Genomic DNA, 19,057 nt, shown 5'->3' on the forward strand with positions numbered 1-19,057 from the left:
GGATCTGGACGGGCGGGGAACGTCCCATGAGCGTTTGCCCCGGGCGGCGCCCGGAGCGGCGGGGGTGGCCGTTTCGGCCACCCCCGGGGTGTTCGGCGCTCAGACCTGGAGGTCGAGGTCCGGCCCTATCCGGTTGCGTACGGCCGTCTGGACCTCGGCCTCCTCGGCGGGGTCGGCGGCGAGCCGGCGCAGGCGTTCGGCGACGCGTACGTCACCCGTCTCCGCGTGGAGCGCGGCGAGCTCGCGGGTGGTCTCCTCGCAGTCCCACAGGCATTCGACGGCGAAGCCGTTGGCGAAGGTGGGATCGGTGGCGGCCAGCGCGCGGGCGGTGCGGCCGCGCAGCTGGGAGGAGGCCGTCTCGCGGTAGATGTGGCGCAGCACGGGGGCCGCGCACCCGATGCCGAGGCGTCCGGCGCCGTCGACGAGGGGGTAGAGGGCGGCCGCGTCGGGTCCCTGGGCACGCACGGTCTCGCGGAGGGCGCCGAGGACGAGGGGGGAGTCCTGGGTGCCGCCGCGGAAGGCGAGCAGGCCGGCCGCGGCCGTGCCGAGCGCGTCGGGGCGGTGGATCCAGCCGCGGGCCCGGTCCACGGCGGCCTCGCCGCACATGCGGGCGAAGGCGGCGACGGCCGCGTCGGCGACGGTGCGGGAGCCTTCGCCGGCGGCGAGTTCGACGAGGTCGAGGACGGCGGGGTCCTGTGCCTCGGCGAGGTAGTGCAGCGCGGCGCAGCGGGCGCCGTCGGGGCCGCGGCGGGCTGTGGCGAGGATCAGCTCGCGGTCCTCGGGGGCGGCGACGGCGGCCAGGCAGCGGGCGGCGGGCCCGTGCAGTTCGGCGCCGCGCTCCAGGCCCTCCTGGGCCCAGTCGAGGACGGCCTGGACGCTCCAGCCGGGCCGGGGCCCGCTGGGGCGGAGCTGGCGCTGCCAGCGGTCGAAGGAGCCCTGTTCGCCGGCGGCCTTGATCCGGGCGCCCACGGCGGCGCGCGGGTCCTCGGCCCACAGCCGCCAGGGCCGCGGCTCGAAGGCGTCGCGGACGGTGGCGGCGAGCTCGGCCTCGCCCTCGGCGTCGGCCGGGAAGCGGGCGAGCACGGGCAGGGCGAGGGAGCGCAGGCCGGCGTCGTCGTCGCGGAGCGCGAGCTCGTCCAGGGCCCAGGCCCAGTTGGTCCCTGTGGTGACGTACCGCCGCAGGAGCCGCAGGGCGTCGCGGCGTCCGTAGGAGGCGAGGTGGCCGAGGACGGCGAGCGCGAGCCCGGTCCTGCCCTCCTCGGTGTCGAGGCGGTCCTCGGCGCCGAAGAGGTGCGCCTCGATCTCCTCCAGACCTCCGTGGAGGTCCAGGTAGAGCCGTGCGTAGTAGAGGGAGCGGTTCTCGACCTGCCAGTCGTGGCGGGGGTCGTCGAGAACGCAGCCATTGAGGGCCGCGAGGGCCTCGGCACGTGGCGCTGCGAGCGCGTGCAGGGTGCCGTCGCCGCGGCCCCTCTGCAACAGGCCGAGCAGGGTGCCGCTCGGCGCTATGACTGGATCGAACATGGAAGACGCCTCACATCAAGCTGTCGACACGACCGGGGGGAATCCGGGATGAACCGGGTCAGGCTGTTCGCCTAGGCCGTGCGGCAACATGTCGGGCCGCCCGTCGTCCTGCGCTTGTCAGTGACCATCTTCCTCTGCCTCTCGTCGGTGGCCCCCTGCGGGCCCGACGTCATGATGACCCACCCATTTCGCCACCGCGACCACATTTACGACGCTGCTCTCACCTGGGGTTCAACCGGTGTTCACCGGGTTCCGAAGAGCTCCAGGAGTTCGGCCTTGCCGAACATCCGGGCCGTGTCCACGGCGGACGGAGTCCCTGCCTCCGGATTCGCCCCGCCGGCCAGCAGCGCGCGGACGACGGCGTCCTCGCCCTTGAAGACGGCACCGGCGAGCGGAGTCTGGCCGCGGTCGTTGGCGCGGTCCCCGTCGGCGCCGCGCTCCAGGAGGGCGGAGACCGCGTCGGCGTGCCCGTGGTAGGCGGCGAGCATGACGAGCGAGTCGCCCTTCTCGTTGGTGAGGTTCGCGGGGACTCCCGCGTCGACGTAGGCGGCGAGGGCCGCGGCGTCGCCGGTGCGGGCCAGGTCGAAGACCTTGGAGGCCAGCTCGACGACCTCGGGGTCCGGGGTCGGGCTCTCGCTCATGGTGCCGCCTACCTCTCGTTCTTGACCTGCGCACGGCAAGTGAGGCCGTACGAGTGAATCGACAGGGTACTGCCCGGTCGAGGACATGACCGCGCACGATCGAGGCAAAGATCACTCGCGACGCGCTCCCTTTTAGCGCGATCCGGACTTTTCGCCACCCGAAGAAGGTCCGGTTCTACGCCGGTCAAGTGAAAACACCAACAATTCACCCATATGCACCTTTAGTCACATAGATACTTGCTGTGAACCTGGAAGGACTGATGGTGACTGTCCCCTCAACCAGGAGAACACCTCATGATCCTGTCCATTTCAGGCGTCGTCCTGCTCGGCATCATCTGCTTCCTGTTCTTCAAGAAGGACGGCATGAAGGCCTCGCACGCCCTGGTCAGCGCCCTCTTCGGGTTCTACCTCGCGGGCACCGCCATCGCCCCCAGCATCACCGCGGGCGGACAGAGCCTCGCCAGCCTTCTGGGCGGGATCAAGTTCTGACGCCCCCCAGTCCCTTCCACCCCTCCAGGAGTACGACGTGGCCCGGCGACCACTCCCCCGCATTCTGAGCAGCGGCAGCGCCCAGATCGCTCGCAGCCGAGAGATCGCGCGCACGGCCGCCGACAGCGCCACCGATGTGCTCCATCCGCTGATCACCGTCTCGCGTGGTCTGCGGAAGCTGGCCGCGACCGCGCGCGCCAAGTGGGCCGCGACCCCCAAGGAGCGGCGCGGTCCCACGCTGTTCCTGGTCGCGGCCTGCCTCCTGGTCGTCGCCTTCATGCCGTACGGCCCGCTGCTCGCCCTCGTCGGGGTGATGGCCGCGGCCGCCTGGCAGGGACGAGAGCGCCCGGTCGTCAAGACCGGGCCCGACGACGCCGAGGTCGCCCGGCTCAAGGGCCTCTACGAGGCCCTGGTGCCGTACTTCTCACTCCCCGACGACCCGGAGCCGCTCTTCTCCCACGGCGGTGACTGGAGCGAAGCCTTCGCCGACTACACGTTCGACGAGGACGGCCGCCCCACGCGGCTCCGCATCTCCTACCCCCCGTACTTCACCGACGGCGAGCCCGCCGCCCGCGCCCGCATCGAGCAGCTGCTGCACGCCAAGTCGGGGCGCGGCCGCGAGTACCTCTTCGACTGGGACGAGGAGGGCAACCGGCTCACCATGCTCGTGCTCGACGCGCTCCCCACGACCATCGCCGCCCAGCACTTCGTCACCGTGCCCGGCGAGACCGTGCTCGGCTTCACCGACGCCGACGCCGTGCAGCGGACCGTGCCCGTCCGCGCCGCCGACGGCACCGAGGACGCCCCGGCCGTCGTCTGGCGCACCGGACCGCGCTCCACGGAGCCGCACCTGCTGGCCGTCGGGCAGCCCGGCAGCGGCACCACCTCCCTGCTGCGCTCGATCGCGCTCCAGGCGCTCCCCCACGGCGACGTCCTGGTCATCGACGGCGGCGGCACCGGAGAGTTCGCCTGCCTCGTCGGCCGGGCCGGGGTGCTCGCCGTCGAGTGCGGGCTGTCGGGCGCCCTGGCGAGCCTGGAATGGGCGGCCCACGAGACCGAGCGGCGCCTCATCGCCGCGAACCGCGCCCGCCAGGCCGGCCACCCGGCCCCCGACGACATCCGGCGTCCGCTGTGGATCCTCGTCGACCGGCCGAGCGTGCTGGGCCACCTGGCCGCCGCCGACGGCCGCCCCGACCCGCAGGACCTGCTCCAGGTGCCGCTGCGGCACGGACGCGCCGCACAGGTCACCGTCGTGGTCGCCGAGCAGTTCGACAGCCTGGACGTGCTCGCCGAGCCGGTACGGACCCACACCCGGGCCCGGGTCGTGCTCGGCCCGGCCGCCCCCGAGCAGATCGCCTCGGTCCTGGGCAGCCGGCCGCACACCACGCCGGTCCCCGACGTCCCGCCGGGCCGCGGCTACGCCCGCCTCGGCACGGCGCCGGTGCTGCGCCTCCAGGTGCCCGCCACGCCCGACCCCTACGACGACGCGACCAGCGAGGCGCACCGCCAGGCCGTCCTGGAGCTGCTGCCGGAGCGGCAGACGGCCACCACCGCGACGATCGAGGTGGCCCCGGGTTCGGCCCCGGACCCGGACGCCGACGCCGACACGGCACCGACCCTGCGCAAGAACCCCGGGACGACCGCGCTGCCCTCCCCCGTACCCGCGGAGGGCTGAGCCCCGCCCCTCACGACGACCCCCTACGACGAAGAGGGCGGCCGCACCTTCACCGGTGCGGCCGCCCTCTTCCCGTACGGCTCAGGCCACGAAGGACCTCGGCGCCTCGACGCCGGCCCCGGCCCCCGCCTCCACCAGGCGGGCCGCGGCGGCCAGCCGGGCGGCGGCCTCGTCGGCGACCGGGCCGCCGACCGTGAAGGGGAGCCGGACGTACCCCTCGAAGGCGCCGTCCACCCCGAAGCGCGGCCCCGACGGCACCCGGACGCCGACCCGCTCCCCGACCTCCGCGAGGCGCGAGCCGGACAGGCCGCCGGTGCGCACCCACAGGGTCAGGCCGCCCTTGGGGACCTCGAACTCCCAGTCCGGCAGTTCCCTGCGCACGGCCGTCACCAGGGCGTCACGGTTCTCCCGCGCCTGGGCCCGGCGCAGGGCGACGGCCTCCTCCCAGCCGCCGGTGCGCATCAGCCAGTTGACGCCGAGCTGCTCCAGAACGGGGGTGCCGAGGTCCGCGTAGGCGCGGGCGGCGACGAGCGAGCGGATCACGTCCGGCGCGGCCCGCACCCAGCCGATCCGCATGCCCGCCCAGAACGCCTTGCTCGCCGAGCCGACGGTGAGGACGGTGGAGCCGGACGGGTCGAAGGCGCAGACCCGCCGCGGCATCGTCACGTCGTCGTCCAGGAAGAGCTCGGTCATCGTCTCGTCGACCACCAGGACGGTGCCGGCCGAGCGGGCCGCCTCCACCAGCCCGCGGCGCTGCTCCTCGTCGGCGAGGGCGCCGGTGGGGTTGTGGAAGTCGGCGACGACGTACGCGAGTCGGGGCGCCGCGTCCCGCAGCACCTGGCGCCAGCGGCCCAGGTCCCATCCGGCGAGCCCCTCGGCCATGGCGACGGGGACCAGCCGGGCGCCCGCCTCCCGCATCAGCTGGAGGATGTTGGCGTACGAGGGCGACTCCACGGCGATCCGCTCCCCGCGCCCGGCGAAGAGATGACAGATGGCGTCGATGGCCCCCATGGCACCGGTGGTCACCATGATCTGCTCGGGCATGGTCGGGATGCCCCGCTCGGTGTACCGGTCCGCGAGCATCTGGCGCAGCGCGGGCAGTCCCGCCGGGTAGTCGCCGTGGGTGTGCGCGTACGGCGGCAGCTCCTCCAGGGCGCCCTGGATGCCCCGGGTGAGCCAGGGCTCGGGCGCGGGCAGTGCCGCGCAGCCCAGGTCGATCATGGAGCCGAGCGACTCCGGGGGCAGCGGTTCGAGCCCTCGGGCCGGCAGCGGGTTTCCGGCCGGGACGGCCGTCCAGCTTCCGGCACCGCGCCGGGACTCCAGGAAGCCCTCGCCGCGCAGCGCCTCGTAGGCGGCGGCGACGGTGGTGCGGCTGACGGTGAGCGCGACGGCCAGTTCCCGCTCGGCGGGCAGCCGGGCGGCGACCGGGACCCGGCCCTCCAGGACGAGGAGCCGGATGCCGTCGGCGAGGGCACGGTAGGCGGGCGGCTTGCGGACGCCGGGCACGGCGGGCCGGGCCTGCTGGGCCTGGAGCTGCCGGGCGAGCTGCGCGGGCCCGACCGCCGAAGTCCACTGGGCCATGGAAATCAGTCCACCTTCCGCGAATTGGCCATGGTTGGCTCATGTTCTCCCGCCACAGAGTGTCATGAGCCAGTCCACCACGACCACCCAGGTCACCACCCAGGGGGCAATCCCGTGTCCATCGCCTCCGGCCTCCGCGGCCGGCATCTGACCCGCCGGCTCGTCCAGCTCTACGCCGGTCTCGCGCTCTACGGGATCAGCTCGGCGCTCCTCGTGCGCGCCGGGCTCGGCCTGGAGCCCTGGGGCGTCCTCCACCAGGGTCTCGCCGAGAAGACCGGCCTGACCATCGGCGTCGTGTCCATCGGCGTCGGGGCGGTCGTCCTCCTGCTGTGGATCCCGATCCGGCAGAAGCCGGGGCTCGGCACCGTCTCCAACGTCTTCGCCGTCGGCCTCGCCATGGACGGCACGCTCGCCCTGGTGCCCGATGTGGACGGCCTGCCCGCCGGGATCGCCCTCATGCTCCTCGGCATCGTGCTCAACGGCGCGGCGACCGGCCTCTACATCGCGGCACGGCTCGGTCCCGGCCCGCGCGACGGCCTGATGACCGGTCTGCACCGGCTGACCGGACGGTCGATCCGGCTGGTCCGCACCGCGATCGAGATCGCCGTCGTCGCCACCGGCTTCGTCCTCGGCGGCTCGGTCGGCGTCGGCACGGTCCTCTACGCCCTGTGCATCGGCCCGCTGGCGCAGTTCTTCCTGCCGCGGTTCGCGATACCCGAGGCGGATTCCGGATCCGATGTCCAGGAGATTGGATCCGATGTCCCGGAGGTTGGATCCGGTATCCAGGAGATTGGATCCGGTATCCAGGAGAGGGAATCCGACACCCAGGACACCGGATCGGGCGCCGGACCGGGCATCGGATCGGATATCGGATCCCACCCGCGGACCGCCGGCCCCACTCCCGTCGCCACCCGGACACCCTGACAGGCCATACTGCGGCGGTGACTCGCGTACCCCACCCCTACCTCGACCACCCGGCCCCCCTCCCCTTCGCCCACCGCGGCGGAACGGCGGACGGCCTGGAGAACACCGCGGAGGCGTTCCGGCGCGCGACCGCGGCCGGATACCGCTACTTCGAGACCGACGTGCACACGACGGCCGACGGCGTCCTCGTGGCCTTCCACGACGCGACCCTGGACCGGGTGACGGACGCCGGGGGCCGGATCAGGGACCTGCCCTGGGCGGCGGTCCGGGAGGCGCGGGTGGCCGGCAAGCAGCCGCTGCCCCTCTTCGAGGAGCTCCTGGAGGAGTTCCCCGAGGCGCGCTGGAACGTGGACCTGAAGGCGGAGTCCGCGCTCGGGCCGCTGGTGGACCTGATCACCAGGACCGGCGCCTGGGACCGCGTCTGCGTGGGCTCGTTCACCGAGAGCCGGGTGGCGCGGGCCCAGCGGCTGGCCGGGCCCCGCCTGGCCACCTCGTTCGGCGTGAAGGGCGTCCTGGGGCTGCGGCTGCGTTCGCTGGGCATCCCGGCGGCGCTGCGCGCGGGCGTGGTGGCGGCGCAGGTCCCGGAACGGCAGGCCGGCGTCCCGGTGGTGGACCGCCGCTTCGTGCGCGAGGCGCACGCCCGGGGGATCCAGGTGCACGTGTGGACGGTGAACGAGGCGGACCGGATGCACGCCCTCCTGGACCTTGGCGTGGATGGCATCATGACCGATCATCTGGAGACGCTGCGCGGTGTCCTGACGGACCGCGGCCTGTGGGTCTGAGCGCGCGTACCACCACGGGGCACACGGGGACGAACGAGGGGGCGCGGCCTTGACCGACGTCGACAACACGGGCCGACCGGACGACCACGCCGCCGGTCCGGCCGATCCCGCCGGTCCGGCCGACCCGGCGGGTCCGGTGAGCGCCGCCGAGCGCAAGCGCGAACAGCGCGGCTGGTACTTCTACGACTTCGCCTGCTCGGTCTACTCGACCAGCGTGCTGACGGTCTTCCTCGGGCCGTACCTGACCACGGTGGCGAAGGCGGCGGCGGACCCGGAGGGGTTCGTGCACCCGCTGGGCATACCCGTGCGGGCCGGCTCGCTCTTCGCGTACGCCGTGTCCGCCTCGATCGTCGTCGCGGTGCTCGTGATGCCGCTGGTCGGCGCGGCGGCGGACCGCACCGGGCGGAAGAAGCCGCTGCTGGCGGCGTCGGCGTACGTGGGCGCGACGGCCACGACGGGGATGTTCTTCCTGGACGGCGACCGCTATCTGCTGGGAGCCTTCCTGCTGATCGTGGCGAACGCCTCGCTGTCGGTGTCGATGGTGCTCTACAACGCCTATCTGCCGCAGATCGCCGAGCCCGACGAGCGGGACACGGTCTCCTCGCGCGGCTGGGCCTTCGGCTACACCTCGGGCGCGCTGGTCCTGGTGCTGAACCTGGTCGTGTACTCGGGCCACGAGTCCTTCGGCCTGTCCGAGGGGGCCGCGGTGCGGATCTGCCTCGCCTCGGCGGGGCTCTGGTGGGGCGCCTTCACGCTGGTGCCGCTGCGGCGCCTGCGCGACCGGCGTACGGATCCGGCCGAGCGCGCGGCCGACGGAGCCGTCGGCAGTGGCTGGAAGCAGCTGCGGGCCACCCTGCGGGACATGCGCCGCCACCCGCTGACGCTCTCCTTCCTGCTCGCGTACCTCATCTACAACGACGGCGTGCAGACAGTGATCTCGCAGGCCTCGGTATACGGCTCGGAGGAGCTGGGCCTCGACCAGACGACGCTGATCACGGCGGTGCTGCTGGTGCAGGTGCTGGCCGTCGCGGGCGCGCTCGGCATGGGCCGGATGGCGCGCTCGTACGGGGCGAAGCGGACGATCCTGGGGTCGCTGGCGGTGTGGACGGCGATCCTGGCGGCGGGTTACTTCCTGCCCGCCGACGCGCCCGTCTTCTTCTACTGCCTGGCGGCGGCGATCGGTCTGGTCCTGGGCGGCAGCCAGGCGCTGTCCCGTTCGCTCTTCTCCCATCTGGTCCCGCGCGGCAAGGAGGCGGAGTACTTCTCGGCGTACGAGATGAGCGACCGCGGGCTCAGCTGGCTGGGGCCGTTGGTGTTCGGTCTCGCGTATCAGCTGACCGGAAGCTATCGGGATGCCATCATCTCTCTGGTGATCTTCTTCGCTGTCGGGTTCGTGCTCCTCGCGAGGGTGCCGATCCGGCAGGCCGTGGCCGCCGCGGGGAACCCCGTACCGGACCGGATTTAGACGCGGCAGTGAAAGGCCGGTAGTGTACGCCTTTGGCCTGCCAGGCGGACCGTTACTGCGTGCTGCTTTGGTGAAGACGTTGAGTGACATCTACTGCCAGATGTGACAAAACGGGCACTGGTGGGTAGAACAAGGGGCGGCACGACGGGCGACGCATGACCCGGAACGGGAATCTTTACCGCCGACCGGACGTTGACCGGATGACGACGACAGCGACACCTGTCCTGTGGGCGACAAGCCCGGGAGGCACGATTCATGAGTGAGCGAGCTCTTCGCGGCACGCGCCTCGTGGTGACCAGCTACGAGACCGACCGCGGCATCGATCTGGCCCCGCGCCAGGCGGTGGAGTACGCATGCGAGAAGGGGCATCGTTTTGAGATGCCCTTCTCGGTCGAGGCGGAAATTCCGCCGGAGTGGGAATGCAAGGTCTGCGGAATCCAGGCTCTCCTGGTGGACGGGGACGGCCCCGAGGAAAAGAAGGGCAAGCCGGCGCGTACGCACTGGGACATGCTCATGGAGCGGCGCACCCGCGAGGAGCTGGAGGAAGTGCTGGCCGAGAGGCTGGCGGTCCTGCGCTCCGGCGCCATGAACATCGCCGTGCATCCGCGCGACAGCCGGAAGTCCGCCTGACGGACTGCCGCACGGCCTGAGAGAAACGCCGAGGGGCCCGGTACACACTTCGTGTACCGGGCCCCTCGGCGTTTCCGTGTCCGGGTATCCCCGCCGCTCCGTGTCGGGGTATCCCCGCCGCCCGATGTCCCGGTACCCCCGCCGCCCGTTCAGGGCGGCAGCGGGAGCCGGTCACCTCAGGGCGTCGGTCAAGGCATCAGCGGCGGCCGGGGAGCGTGGGGCTCCCCCGGCCCCTGGGGCGCGTCCTCGCGGATGACCTCGCCCTGGACGACCTTCCCGTCCGGCCGGTGCATACGGGCCTGCTGGAAGGCGTCCTGGAGGCTTCCCTGCGGAGCGGCGCTCATCCGGCGCTCCACGGCCTTCTCCGCGTACCGCCCGAGCGCCGAGCGCACCGGCGGGATCAAAAGCAGGAGTCCGGCCGCGTCCGAGAGCAGTCCGGGGATCATCAGGAGGAGCCCGCCGAGCATCAGGAAGCCGTTGCGGTCCTCCACGCCCTTCCTGTCGGCCTCCGTGGGCACCGCGCCCGTCCGGGCCGCCTCCTGGGCCTTCTGGAAGGTCCCCGTGAGGTTGGCGAAGGCGCGCCGCCCCGCCCGCTTGATCACGGTGGCGCCGAGCACGGCGCCGCCGACGAGCAGGAGGAGGACGGTGAGCCCGCCGGCCGCGTTCGCGACCACCGTCAGGAGCCAGATCTCCAGGACCAGCCAGGCGGCGATGGCCAGCGGGAGGAAAGTACGCGCGCGGGAGCGCTTGGGGGCGAGGGGAGGCGTTGCGCCGGTCGTCATGCTCCCCAGTGTGCCTGGCGGCCCGCCGGAACGTCGTAAAGGAAAGATCAGCTCGCGGAACCGCGGCCGAGCAGCTTGCCGACCTTCTGGGCGCGGGCGCTCAGACCCCAGCCGGTGACCCGCCACAGCGCCTCGACGACGATGTTGCGGCTCATCTTGGAGTCGCCGATCTCGCGCTCGACGAAGGTGATGGGGACCTCGACCACGTGGAAGCCGGCGGCCACCGCGCGGCGGGCGAGGTCGACCTGGAAGCAGTATCCGGCCGAGGCCACGTCGTCGAGGCCGAGGCCCTCCAGGGTCTCCTTGCGGAAGGCCCGGTAGCCGCCGGTGACGTCGCGGATCGGCACGTCGAGCATGACGCGGGAGTAGAGGCTGCCGCCGCGGGAGATGAACTCGCGGGACTTCGGCCAGTTCACGATCCGGCCGCCGGGCACCCAGCGGGAGCCGAGCACCAGGTCCGCGCCCTTGAGGGCGGTCAGCAGCCGGGGCAGCTCCTCGGGCTGGTGGGAGCCGTCGGCGTCCATCTCGACGAGGACGCCGTAGCCGTGCTCGATGCCCCAGCGGAAGCCCGCGAGGTAGGCCGCGCCGAGCCCTTCCTTGCCCTTGCGGTGCAGGACGTGGACGTGATCGTCCTCGGCGGCGATCTCGTCGGCGAACTTGCCCGTGCCGTCGGGGCTGTTGTCGTCGGCGACGAGGATGTGCGCCTCGGGTACGGCCTCCCGCACCCGCGCGACGATCGGCTTGATGTTCTCCGCCTCGTTATAGGTCGGAATGATCACCAAGGCCTTGCCGAGCGGGCCGTAACGCCTCTGGCCACCGTCGTTCACTACTGCCCCTTCGGATACAAACGCGAGCCACCACCATAGCGAGCCCCGCGTACCGGGTGCGGGATCGGGGCCCGGCGTCCTTCGGGCCGACCCGGGACCCGCTGGCTGCGGGTCGGCCGATGCCGTTGTCTACTGAACGCCGGGGCCCCACCCGGGTCGCACCCTCCGCCGGAAAAACCTTCCCTCGCCCCCGAGGCGCGGGCGGCGTTCGGTGCCTGCGTGGAGGTTTGAAACCGGTCGGACGTCCTTGGTGGACGTGCCGAACCTACCGGCCCCGGCCCGTTGGCTGTCAACACCCGTTTGACCTGCGACGATGACCCACGCACGCGCGGGGTGCACGAAGATCCGCAGGTCGAGGGCGAGCCCGGACGTTTTCGAGCAGTGGCTCGAAATGTCCGCACGTCACTCGTTCGGCCGTACGAACACCGTTTGTCCGAAGACGACCGTCCGCAGGCAGACGGGAAGATCACGACCGGGGGACAGATCGGGCAGACCGGGCGTTCCGGAGCGCGGATCGGTCGACCAGCGGGCCACCCGGTCGTCCGGCGCCTGGACCACCAGCTCGCCGGTGCGCCAGATCGCGTAGTCGGCGGGGGCGCCCGGCACCAGGGTGCCGGCGTCGTCCCGGCCGACCGCGCGCCAGCCGCCGCGGGTGTGCGCGGTGAAGGCGGCCCGGACCGAGATCCGGTGCTCGGGGTTGCGGTGGAAGGCGGCCGCGCGGATCGTCCCCCACGGATCGAGCGGGGTGACCGGGCTGTCCGAGCCGAACGCGAGCGGCACGCCCGCGCGCAGCAGGGCGGCGTACGGGTTGAGGGTGCGGGCCCGCTCGACGCCGAGGCGGTCGGCGTACATGCCCTCGTCGCCGCCCCAGTACGCGTCGAAGGCCGGCTGCACGGAGGCGGTCAGGCCCAGCTCGGCGAAGGCGGCGATCGACTCGGGGGTGAGCATCTCGGCGTGCTCGACGCGGTGCCGGGCGGACCGGATGCGGGCGAGGCCCAGCTTCTCCGAGGCGGCCCGGACGCCCTCCAGCACGGCGTCGACGGCCGCGTCGCCGATGGCGTGGAAACCGGCCTGGAGCCCGGCCTCGGTGCAGGCCACCACGTGGGCGGTGACGGCCGCCGCGTCCAGGTGGGCGACGCCGGCCCCGGAGCGGTCGGCGTAGGGCTGGTGGAGGCAGGCGGTGTGCGAGCCGAGGGAGCCGTCGGCGAAGAGGTCGCCGGCCGCGCCGAGGGCGCCGAGGGCGCGGGCGCGCTCGACGTCGAGGTCGGCCCAGTAGCCGACGATCCGGGGGCCGGGCTCGCTGCGGGCGAGGTCCATCAGGCCGGTGAAGTCGTCCTCGGAGGAGATCTCGGGACCGCCGCACTCGTGCAGGGTGCCGATGCCGAGCGAGGCCGCGTGGCTGCGGGCGGCCCGCTGGGCCTCGGCGCGCTGCTGCGGGGAGAGCGCGGCGTAGGCGGCGGCGCGGACGGCGTGGTGGGCGTCACCGGTGAGGGGCTGCCCGTCGTGGAAACCGGTCAGCTCGCGGACGCCGGGCACCAGGTCGAGCAGGGCGGTGGTGACGACGGCCGAGTGGACGTCGATCCGGGTGAGGTACAGGGGGCGCCCGTCGGTGAGCTCGTCGAGCTCGGCGCGGGTGAGCGGGCGGCGCTCCGGCCAGCGGGCGGCGTCCCAGCCGTGCCCGATGAGGATGCGGTCGGCCGGGCGGGCGGCGGCGTAGGCGCGGACCCGCTCCGCGGCGTCGGCCAGCGAGGCGGCGGCGGACAGGTCGAGGCCGGTGAGGGCGAGACCGGTGGCCGTGGTGTGCACGTGCGCGTCGACGAACGCCGGGGTGACGAGCGCCCCTTCGAGGTCGAGCACCTCGTCCACGCCCGAGACGAAGGCGTCGGCGGCGCCCTCCGAGCCCACCCAGGCGACGTGCCCGCGCTCCACCACCATGGCGGTGGCGAAGGGGTCGGCGGGGCTGTGGACTTCTCCACCGCGCAGCAGCACGGTGCGGTGTTCGTACGCACTCATGCGACCAGGCTAGGCCGTCGCGGACGCCTTCCTTACCAGCGGGTTCGGGTCCGGCGCGGCTCCGGGCTCAGACGCGCGGCGGCCTGGACTCGTACGGGGTGGAGAGGACGACGGTCGTGCGGCTGGAGACGTGCGCCTGGGAGCGGATGCGGCTGAGCAGGTGCTCAAGCTCCAGGGGGGTGGCGACGCGCACCTTGAGGATGTAGTTCTCCTCGCCGGCGACGCTGTGACATGCCTCGATCTCGGGGATGTCGGCGAGCCGGTCGGGGGTGTCGTCGGGGGCGCTGGGGTCGAACGGTTTCACCGAGATGAAGGCGGTGAGCGGCAGGCCGACGGCCTCCGGGTCGACGACGGCGGCATAGCCGCGGATGACTCCGCGCTGCTCCAGGCGCCGGACGCGCTGATGTACGGCCGAGGTGGACAGGCCCGTGGCCTTGCCCAGGTCGGTGTAGCTCATGCGCCCGTCCTTGACGAGCAACTCGACGATCTGACGATCCAGCTCCTCCATGCGGTGACCCTACGGCCCCGAGGGAGCCGGAGCACAGCCGGGGCCTGCCCTTATGCCTGACTTTGGGCATCCACGGGGCACCTGCGACGGGCATGTGACGAACGCCACAGGTTTTGGCGGGGCTCGGACAGGAGCTCACGGTTATGCGGCGGGCCGCATGGGAATTGCTTGCTGTGGTCGAGGCCACTCAGATCCGGCCGACCCGTCCAAGGGGGAGATCTCCATGCAGGAGCCTGTTGATTCCGTCGACATGTCCGACGAGCTCGACGCGTACGACACCTTTGAGATGTTCCGGGTGATCTGCCCGGACTGCGTCCAGCCGATCGCGCTGCTCGCCGACGAGGACGTGCTCCCGGAGCACGCGCTGTGCCCGACGCCGTGGAACCCCTTCGTGCTCACGGTCTGCACCGGCACGGGCCGGTCCGCCGCAGAGGCCCGCCCGGCGGACGAGACGCTGGAGGTGCAGGAGCAGGACACCGCCCTGCTCCTGACGCTCCCCCAGGGGCTGGACTGGCGCACGCAGCCCTTCTCGCACGTCGGCGGTCCGGGCTCGCGTCCGATCAAGCCGTCGCAGCTGCGCCGCGCGGCCTGACCCTCACCAGTAGCGTCCCTGCACCATCGCCGCGAGGGTGGCGTGGTGCAGGATCAGACCGTCCGTGCCCTGGCCGTCGGACGGCACCTCCACCTCTCCGAAGTACGCCTGCCGGTAGGCGATCCTGAGCATCACGATCGCGTGCCGCAGCGCCGCGTACAGCGTGTGGAACTCCATGTCGCGCGGGGTGTGCCCGGTGAGCCGCGCGTAGCGCCGCTCGATGTCCTCGCGGCGCAGGAAACCGGGGAGTCCCGGCTGCCCGAAGCTCACCGTCAGGTCCTGGAAGAAGCGGTGCAGATAGACCGTCCAGCCGAGGTCGACCTCGCGCGGGGCGCAGGCCGCCATCTCCCAGTCGAGGACGGCGGCGGGCGTGAACCCGTCGTAGACGATGTTGCCGATGCGGGCGTCACCCCAGTTGAGGACGGCGGGCCCCTCGTCGGCGGGCCAGTGCGCGTCCAGCCAGTCGAAGGCCGACTCGATGAGCGGTGAGGGGGCCAGGCCCTTCACCACCCAGGCGTAGTAGGCCCGTTGCGCGTCGACGTGGCGGCGCAGCGGGCTGCCGGCGCCGTCCGGGAGCAGGAACTCGGCCTCCTTCGCGGGGAACTGCTCGTGCAGCCGGGCGATGACCCCGACCGACTCTGCCTCCAGGAGCTCCCGCTCGGCGTCGTCCGCCGCGTGCAGCCAGTTCCCCTCGTACGTGTAGGGCATGACGTCCGGCGGGACGCGGCCCTCGGCGCGGGCCATCACGAAGAAGGGCGCGCCGAGCGGCCCGGGGTCCTCCTCCAGCCAGAGCACCCGCGGCACGGGGACGTCGGTGTGCTCGCCGACCAGGCGCATCACCCGGTGCTGGCGGGCCATGTCGTAGACGGGGAAGACCGTGTACGCGGCGGGGTCGGCGGCGAGTCGCAGGGCGCAGCCGCGGACCGGGGCGTCCGGGTGGTCGAGGTCGAAGAGCAGGGTCTCGCTGGACATGCCGTTGGAGCCGGGCACGGCCAGGCCGTGGACGCGGGCGCCGGGGAGCCGCTCGTCGAGCCAGGCGGTCAGCCGCCGGCCCAGCTCCTCGGGGTCCCGGGTGGTGGTGCGGGGGCGGGGCGCGGTGGCCATGGGACTCCTCGGGCTCAGGGGGCGGTAGAGGTGTGGTCGGCGAAGCCGCTGGGGTCGTGGCGGCCGAAGGAGCCGTGTTCGAAGATGCCGTAGCCGGTGCGGCCGTCCAGGGTGAAGCGGGCGGCGTGGTCGGTGACGCCGTACGCGGCCATGGGGTGCGCGGCCGGGTCGGAGAGGTCGTAGACGCGCCGGTCGGTCCACGCGCGGCCCTGCCAGCTGCCGTGCTGCCAGTCGGTGGCGGGCGGGTATCCGGCGCCGACGGCCAGTGGCGAGGAGGCGAGGATCTCGACACCGATCTCCAGCGGCTTGCCCGCCGGGTCGGTGACGTGGACGACGGCCCGCTCGGGGTCGCGGGTGCCCGGGCGGTACGTGATGTCGGTGCGGGGCCAGCCGAGTTGGGTGTCGCGCCGCCCGTTCCGCACCAGCAGGGCCTCGTTCAGGGTGCGGTAGCCGTCGGCGTCCTCCTGGGCGACGACCATGACGAAGCGGTCCTCGAAGCGCATCGGTATCCAGAGCCAGTGGAAGCCCTCGGGGCGGAACTCGTCGGCGCGGCCGGGCTCCTCGCCGGGCAGCGGGCGCACCCCCCAGCTGCGGTCGCGGGTGCCGGTCCACTCCCCCTCGGTGACGACGTACTCCTCGCCGCCCGCGCGGAGGGTGCCGGTGACGTGGCCCGCCTGGACGAAGCGGCGGCCCTCCAGGGTGAGGCGGTCGCCCCGGCGCTGGGTGTGGTGGGGCTCCCAGACGGCGGGGAAGTCCCCGGTCCAGGTGAGGTCGAAGGAGAGGCCCTCGCGGTCCTCGGGGTCGGGCGCGCAGTGCAGGGTCAGCCGGCGGAGCGGCTCGTCGACGGTGATGCGCAGGGGGCCGACGGACAGGTTCATCCGGTCGTCGCCGAGGGCGTCGGAGGCGCGGACCGCGTGCAGCCGGTCGCCGGTGCGCAGGGTCGCGTAGGCGTCGACGACCCCGGTGTTGGGGTAGACGCCGAGGCCGGCGATGAGCAGGGCGCGGCCCTGGTGGTCGAAGACGTGGAAGATGCACCGGTCGTAGACGTTCCGGTCACCGCTGACGTGGTGCTTCATCGAGAGCGGTGCCTGGTGCACGGGGTACTCGTCGAGTGCGACGGGCCGGTCGTCTGACACGTGTTACCTCCTGGGCGGCGAGCGGGAATTGACGGTACGTCAGAAATCGCGCCGGGGACCAGAGCCGTGCACTCCCGATGCGCCGCCGGAGACCGGGCCCCGCGCGCCCGGGGACGTGTCGAACTCCCGCTCGACACGGCCCGGCGGTGACCGCCGGTACGGCGGGGGCGTTGGTCCCGGTATGACCACGCTGTATACGACACCCAGCGGATACGGCCGGCACCGCCAGTCCGAGCCGCACTTTGAAGAATCGGTTCCGCACGCGCTTCCCGAGGCGGCCCCCGTGCCGCACCCGGCCCCCGCGCCCACCCTCCAGCACGCCCCCGCGCCCACCCTCCAGCACGCCCCCGCGCCCCACCCGGCAGCGGCGCCCGCGCCCGTGCCCGCGCCGGTCCCCCTGCCGGTCCCCGCGGACCCGCCGATCTACCAGGCGGTGCTCAGCCTCTGGGCCAGCCACGGCAGGACCCTGCCCGGCCACCGCGACCAGGAGTGGACCCGGCTCGCCGCCGGGCCGGTCTGGGCGGACCGCACCGTACGCGTCAGCGGGACTCTGGTCCGGCGAGGTGACGCGCGATGACCATGCGCTGGATCTGGTTGGTGCCCTCGACGATCTGGAGCACCTTCGCCTCGCGCATGAACCGCTCGGCGGGGAAGTCCGCGGTGTAGCCGTAGCCGCCGAGCACCTGCACCGCGTCCGTCGTCACCCGCATCGCCGCGTCCGAGCAGAACAGCTTCGCCATCGCCGCCCGCTGCGAGAACGGCCGGCCCTCGTCGCGCAGCCGCGCCGCCTCCAGATAGAGGGCACGGCCCGCCTCGACCCGGGTGGCCATGTCCGCGAGCAGGAAACGCAGCCCCTGGAAATCGGCGATCGGACGCCCGAACTGGCGTCGCTCGCGCGCGTACGCCACGGCCGTGTCCAGCGCGGCCTGCGCCAGGCCCACCGCGCAGGCCGCGATGCCGAGCCGCCCCGAGTCCAGTGCGGCCAGCGCGATCGTGAAGCCCTGCCCCTCCGCGCCGACCCGCCGGGCGTCGGGGACGCGGACGCCGTCCAGGTGCACCTGGGCCGTGGGCGAGCCCTTCATGCCCATCTTGCGCTCGGGCACGGCGGCGGCGAGCCCCGGCGCGTCGCCCGGCACCAGGAACGCGGTGATCCCCTTCGGCCCCGCCGCGCCCGTCCGGGCGAGCACGGTGTAGAAGTCGGCGATCCCGCCGTGCGTGATCCACGCCTTGGTCCCGTCGAGCACCCACTCCTCGCCGTCCCGCACCGCCCGGGTGCGCAGCGAGGCCGCGTCCGAGCCGGAGGCCGGTTCGGAGAGGCAGTAGGCGCCCAGCAGTCCCCCGCCGAGCATGGCGGGCAGGTGGGCGGCGCGCTGCTCCCCGGTGCCGAAGGCGGCGAGGGCGTGGCAGGACAGGCTGTGCACGCTGACCCCGAGGGCCACGGTGAGCCGGGCGGCGGCGAGCTCCTCCAGGACCTGGAGGTAGACGGTGTACGGCTGGTCCCCGCCGCCGTACGCGGAGTCGTACGGGAGGCCGAGCAGGCCGGAGGCGGAGAGCAGCGAGAAGAGCTCGCGCGGGAAGTGCCCGGCCGCCTCCTCGTCGGCGGCGCGCGGCGCGATCTCCCGCTCGGCGATCTCCCGGACCAGGGCGATCAGCTCCCGGGCCTCCTCGGTGGGCAGCCGGCGTTCCACGGGGGACATGGCGGCGTACTCCTCCCTCTCGGGCGCGTTCGTCACTGCCGATGCTGCCCCCGTACGGGGCGGGGCGCGCGGGGAACGGCCGGGGCGGGTGGAGTGCGCCCGCGACGGGCCGGCCCCACCCGGCGCGCGGGCGGGCCGCGGGCGGGCCGCCGCATCCGTTGACTCCTGTGCCGCCCGTCCCTACGCTCCGCAGCCCGAGCGACACGCGCCGACACGACGGAGGGAGGGCGGCGATGCGCACCACCGCACCGCTCCGGGTCGTCCTGCCGCTCGTGGTCTGCGGCGGCGCCCTGGTACTCCTCCAGCTCGGCCCGCCGGCCGCCTTCGCGGCGCTCGGGCTCGTCGGGCTCACCGGCGCGGGCGCGGGCCTCGCCCTGCTCGCGGCCGGCCTTCTCCTGTGGCGGCTGCCACCGACGCCCGCCCGGGCGACGCGGCACTGCACGGCCCTGGCGGCGCTGTCGGTCGCGACGACCTGGCTGGGCGGCTACCCGGTGGGCGCGGCCCTCGGGGCGCTGGCGGTGGCCCTCGGCCTGGGCCGGTTCACATCAGGCCCGCCCGGGTGACGAACAGGGCGAGGACGACCACCAGGGTCCAGCCTGCCCACCGCCTTCGGCTGAGCGGGTGAGTTCCTTGGTCGGAACACACGCCCAGCCGAAGGCCGGCTGCACGTAGGGCAGTCACCGGACCGGG

The 19,057-nt window shown here is 73.4% G+C and carries 18 protein-coding genes and 1 pseudogene; 9 read left to right on the forward strand and 10 right to left on the reverse strand.

The window, feature by feature from the left end:
* Positions 1–99 precede the first annotated feature (99 nt).
* Positions 100–1,521 carry a HEAT repeat domain-containing protein gene (locus AB0Q96_RS34525; protein WP_365332504.1) on the reverse strand — a complete coding sequence of 474 codons (1,422 nt, stop codon included), beginning with the start codon at positions 1,519–1,521 and terminating at the stop codon, positions 100–102.
* Positions 1,522–1,763: 242 nt separating this feature from the next.
* Complete coding sequence (locus tag AB0Q96_RS34530) at positions 1,764–2,162, reverse strand: ankyrin repeat domain-containing protein (RefSeq protein WP_365332506.1); 399 nt, start codon at positions 2,160–2,162, stop codon at positions 1,764–1,766.
* Positions 2,163–2,456: 294 nt separating this feature from the next.
* On the opposite strand from AB0Q96_RS34530, the gene AB0Q96_RS34535 reads away from it, so the two are divergent.
* Both AB0Q96_RS34535 and AB0Q96_RS34540 read left to right on the forward strand, forming a co-directional pair.
* A complete protein-coding gene (locus tag AB0Q96_RS34535) occupies positions 2,457–2,651 on the forward strand; it encodes a hypothetical protein (RefSeq protein ID WP_046907412.1) in 195 nt (64 codons plus the stop codon).
* Between the two features lie 37 nt (positions 2,652–2,688).
* The gene (locus AB0Q96_RS34540) at positions 2,689–4,326 is read left to right on the forward strand and encodes a hypothetical protein (RefSeq protein WP_365332508.1); all 1,638 of its coding nucleotides are present in this window, start codon (positions 2,689–2,691) and stop codon (positions 4,324–4,326) included.
* An 81-nt stretch (positions 4,327–4,407) separates the two neighbouring features.
* On the opposite strand, the gene AB0Q96_RS34545 is transcribed toward AB0Q96_RS34540, so the two are convergent.
* A complete protein-coding gene (locus AB0Q96_RS34545) occupies positions 4,408–5,907 on the reverse strand; it encodes a PLP-dependent aminotransferase family protein (RefSeq protein WP_365332510.1) in 1,500 nt (499 codons plus the stop codon).
* Between the two features lie 114 nt (positions 5,908–6,021).
* Between AB0Q96_RS34545 and AB0Q96_RS34550 the strand changes: the two are divergent.
* The 4 genes and pseudogenes from AB0Q96_RS34550 to AB0Q96_RS34565 form a co-directional block, all read left to right on the forward strand.
* Positions 6,022–6,627, forward strand: a pseudogene (locus AB0Q96_RS34550) (hypothetical protein); the annotation flags it as partial.
* Between the two features lie 221 nt (positions 6,628–6,848).
* Positions 6,849–7,613: a glycerophosphodiester phosphodiesterase gene (locus AB0Q96_RS34555; protein ID WP_365332512.1), complete on the forward strand. Its 765-nt coding sequence runs from the start codon at positions 6,849–6,851 to the stop codon at positions 7,611–7,613.
* Positions 7,614–7,749: 136 nt separating this feature from the next.
* Positions 7,750–9,078 (forward strand): MFS transporter, encoded by a 1,329-nt coding sequence (locus AB0Q96_RS34560; protein WP_365332593.1) that lies wholly within the window; start codon positions 7,750–7,752, stop codon positions 9,076–9,078.
* Positions 9,079–9,333: 255 nt separating this feature from the next.
* Positions 9,334–9,708, forward strand: coding sequence for an RNA polymerase-binding protein RbpA (locus AB0Q96_RS34565; protein WP_015032218.1), 375 nt, complete (start codon positions 9,334–9,336; stop codon positions 9,706–9,708).
* A 188-nt stretch (positions 9,709–9,896) separates the two neighbouring features.
* Here AB0Q96_RS34565 and fxsA read toward each other — a convergent pair whose 3' ends face one another.
* The 4 genes from fxsA to AB0Q96_RS34585 all read right to left on the reverse strand — a co-directional run bounded on the left by fxsA (position 9,897) and on the right by AB0Q96_RS34585 (position 13,838).
* Positions 9,897–10,490 carry an FxsA family membrane protein gene (gene fxsA, locus AB0Q96_RS34570; protein ID WP_365332514.1) on the reverse strand — a complete coding sequence of 198 codons (594 nt, stop codon included), beginning with the start codon at positions 10,488–10,490 and terminating at the stop codon, positions 9,897–9,899.
* A 47-nt stretch (positions 10,491–10,537) separates the two neighbouring features.
* Positions 10,538–11,317, reverse strand: coding sequence for a polyprenol monophosphomannose synthase (locus AB0Q96_RS34575; protein ID WP_365332515.1), 780 nt, complete (start codon positions 11,315–11,317; stop codon positions 10,538–10,540).
* A 402-nt stretch (positions 11,318–11,719) separates the two neighbouring features.
* Positions 11,720–13,330, reverse strand: a complete 1,611-nt coding sequence (locus AB0Q96_RS34580) for an amidohydrolase (protein WP_365332517.1) — start codon at positions 13,328–13,330, stop codon at positions 11,720–11,722.
* Positions 13,331–13,397: 67 nt separating this feature from the next.
* The gene (locus tag AB0Q96_RS34585; RefSeq protein ID WP_329418887.1) at positions 13,398–13,838 is read right to left on the reverse strand and encodes an Lrp/AsnC family transcriptional regulator; all 441 of its coding nucleotides are present in this window, start codon (positions 13,836–13,838) and stop codon (positions 13,398–13,400) included.
* Between the two features lie 223 nt (positions 13,839–14,061).
* Here AB0Q96_RS34585 and AB0Q96_RS34590 point away from each other — a divergent pair, with 223 nt between their 5' ends.
* The gene (locus AB0Q96_RS34590; RefSeq protein WP_365332519.1) at positions 14,062–14,430 is read left to right on the forward strand and encodes a hypothetical protein; all 369 of its coding nucleotides are present in this window, start codon (positions 14,062–14,064) and stop codon (positions 14,428–14,430) included.
* 3 nt (positions 14,431–14,433) lie between these two features.
* On the opposite strand, the gene AB0Q96_RS34595 is transcribed toward AB0Q96_RS34590, so the two are convergent.
* Positions 14,434–15,534 (reverse strand): phosphotransferase family protein, encoded by a 1,101-nt coding sequence (locus tag AB0Q96_RS34595; RefSeq protein WP_365332521.1) that lies wholly within the window; start codon positions 15,532–15,534, stop codon positions 14,434–14,436.
* Between the two features lie 14 nt (positions 15,535–15,548).
* Positions 15,549–16,670: a hypothetical protein gene (locus AB0Q96_RS34600; protein WP_365332523.1), complete on the reverse strand. Its 1,122-nt coding sequence runs from the start codon at positions 16,668–16,670 to the stop codon at positions 15,549–15,551.
* Between the two features lie 181 nt (positions 16,671–16,851).
* Between AB0Q96_RS34600 and AB0Q96_RS34605 the strand changes: the two genes are divergently transcribed.
* The gene (locus AB0Q96_RS34605) at positions 16,852–17,247 is read left to right on the forward strand and encodes a hypothetical protein (RefSeq protein WP_365332525.1); all 396 of its coding nucleotides are present in this window, start codon (positions 16,852–16,854) and stop codon (positions 17,245–17,247) included.
* Here AB0Q96_RS34605 and AB0Q96_RS34610 read toward each other — a convergent pair.
* Positions 17,210–18,367 (reverse strand): acyl-CoA dehydrogenase family protein, encoded by a 1,158-nt coding sequence (locus AB0Q96_RS34610; protein WP_365332527.1) that lies wholly within the window; start codon positions 18,365–18,367, stop codon positions 17,210–17,212. The genes AB0Q96_RS34605 and AB0Q96_RS34610 overlap by 38 nt on opposite strands.
* A gap of 233 nt (positions 18,368–18,600) precedes the next feature.
* On the opposite strand from AB0Q96_RS34610, the gene AB0Q96_RS34615 reads away from it, so the two are divergent.
* Positions 18,601–18,930, forward strand: a complete 330-nt coding sequence (locus tag AB0Q96_RS34615; RefSeq protein ID WP_365332529.1) for a hypothetical protein — start codon at positions 18,601–18,603, stop codon at positions 18,928–18,930.
* The last annotated feature ends 127 nt before the right edge of the window (positions 18,931–19,057 follow it).

Source organism: Streptomyces sp. NPDC093111, from assembly GCF_040683955.1.
Lineage (GTDB): Bacteria > Actinomycetota > Actinomycetes > Streptomycetales > Streptomycetaceae > Streptomyces.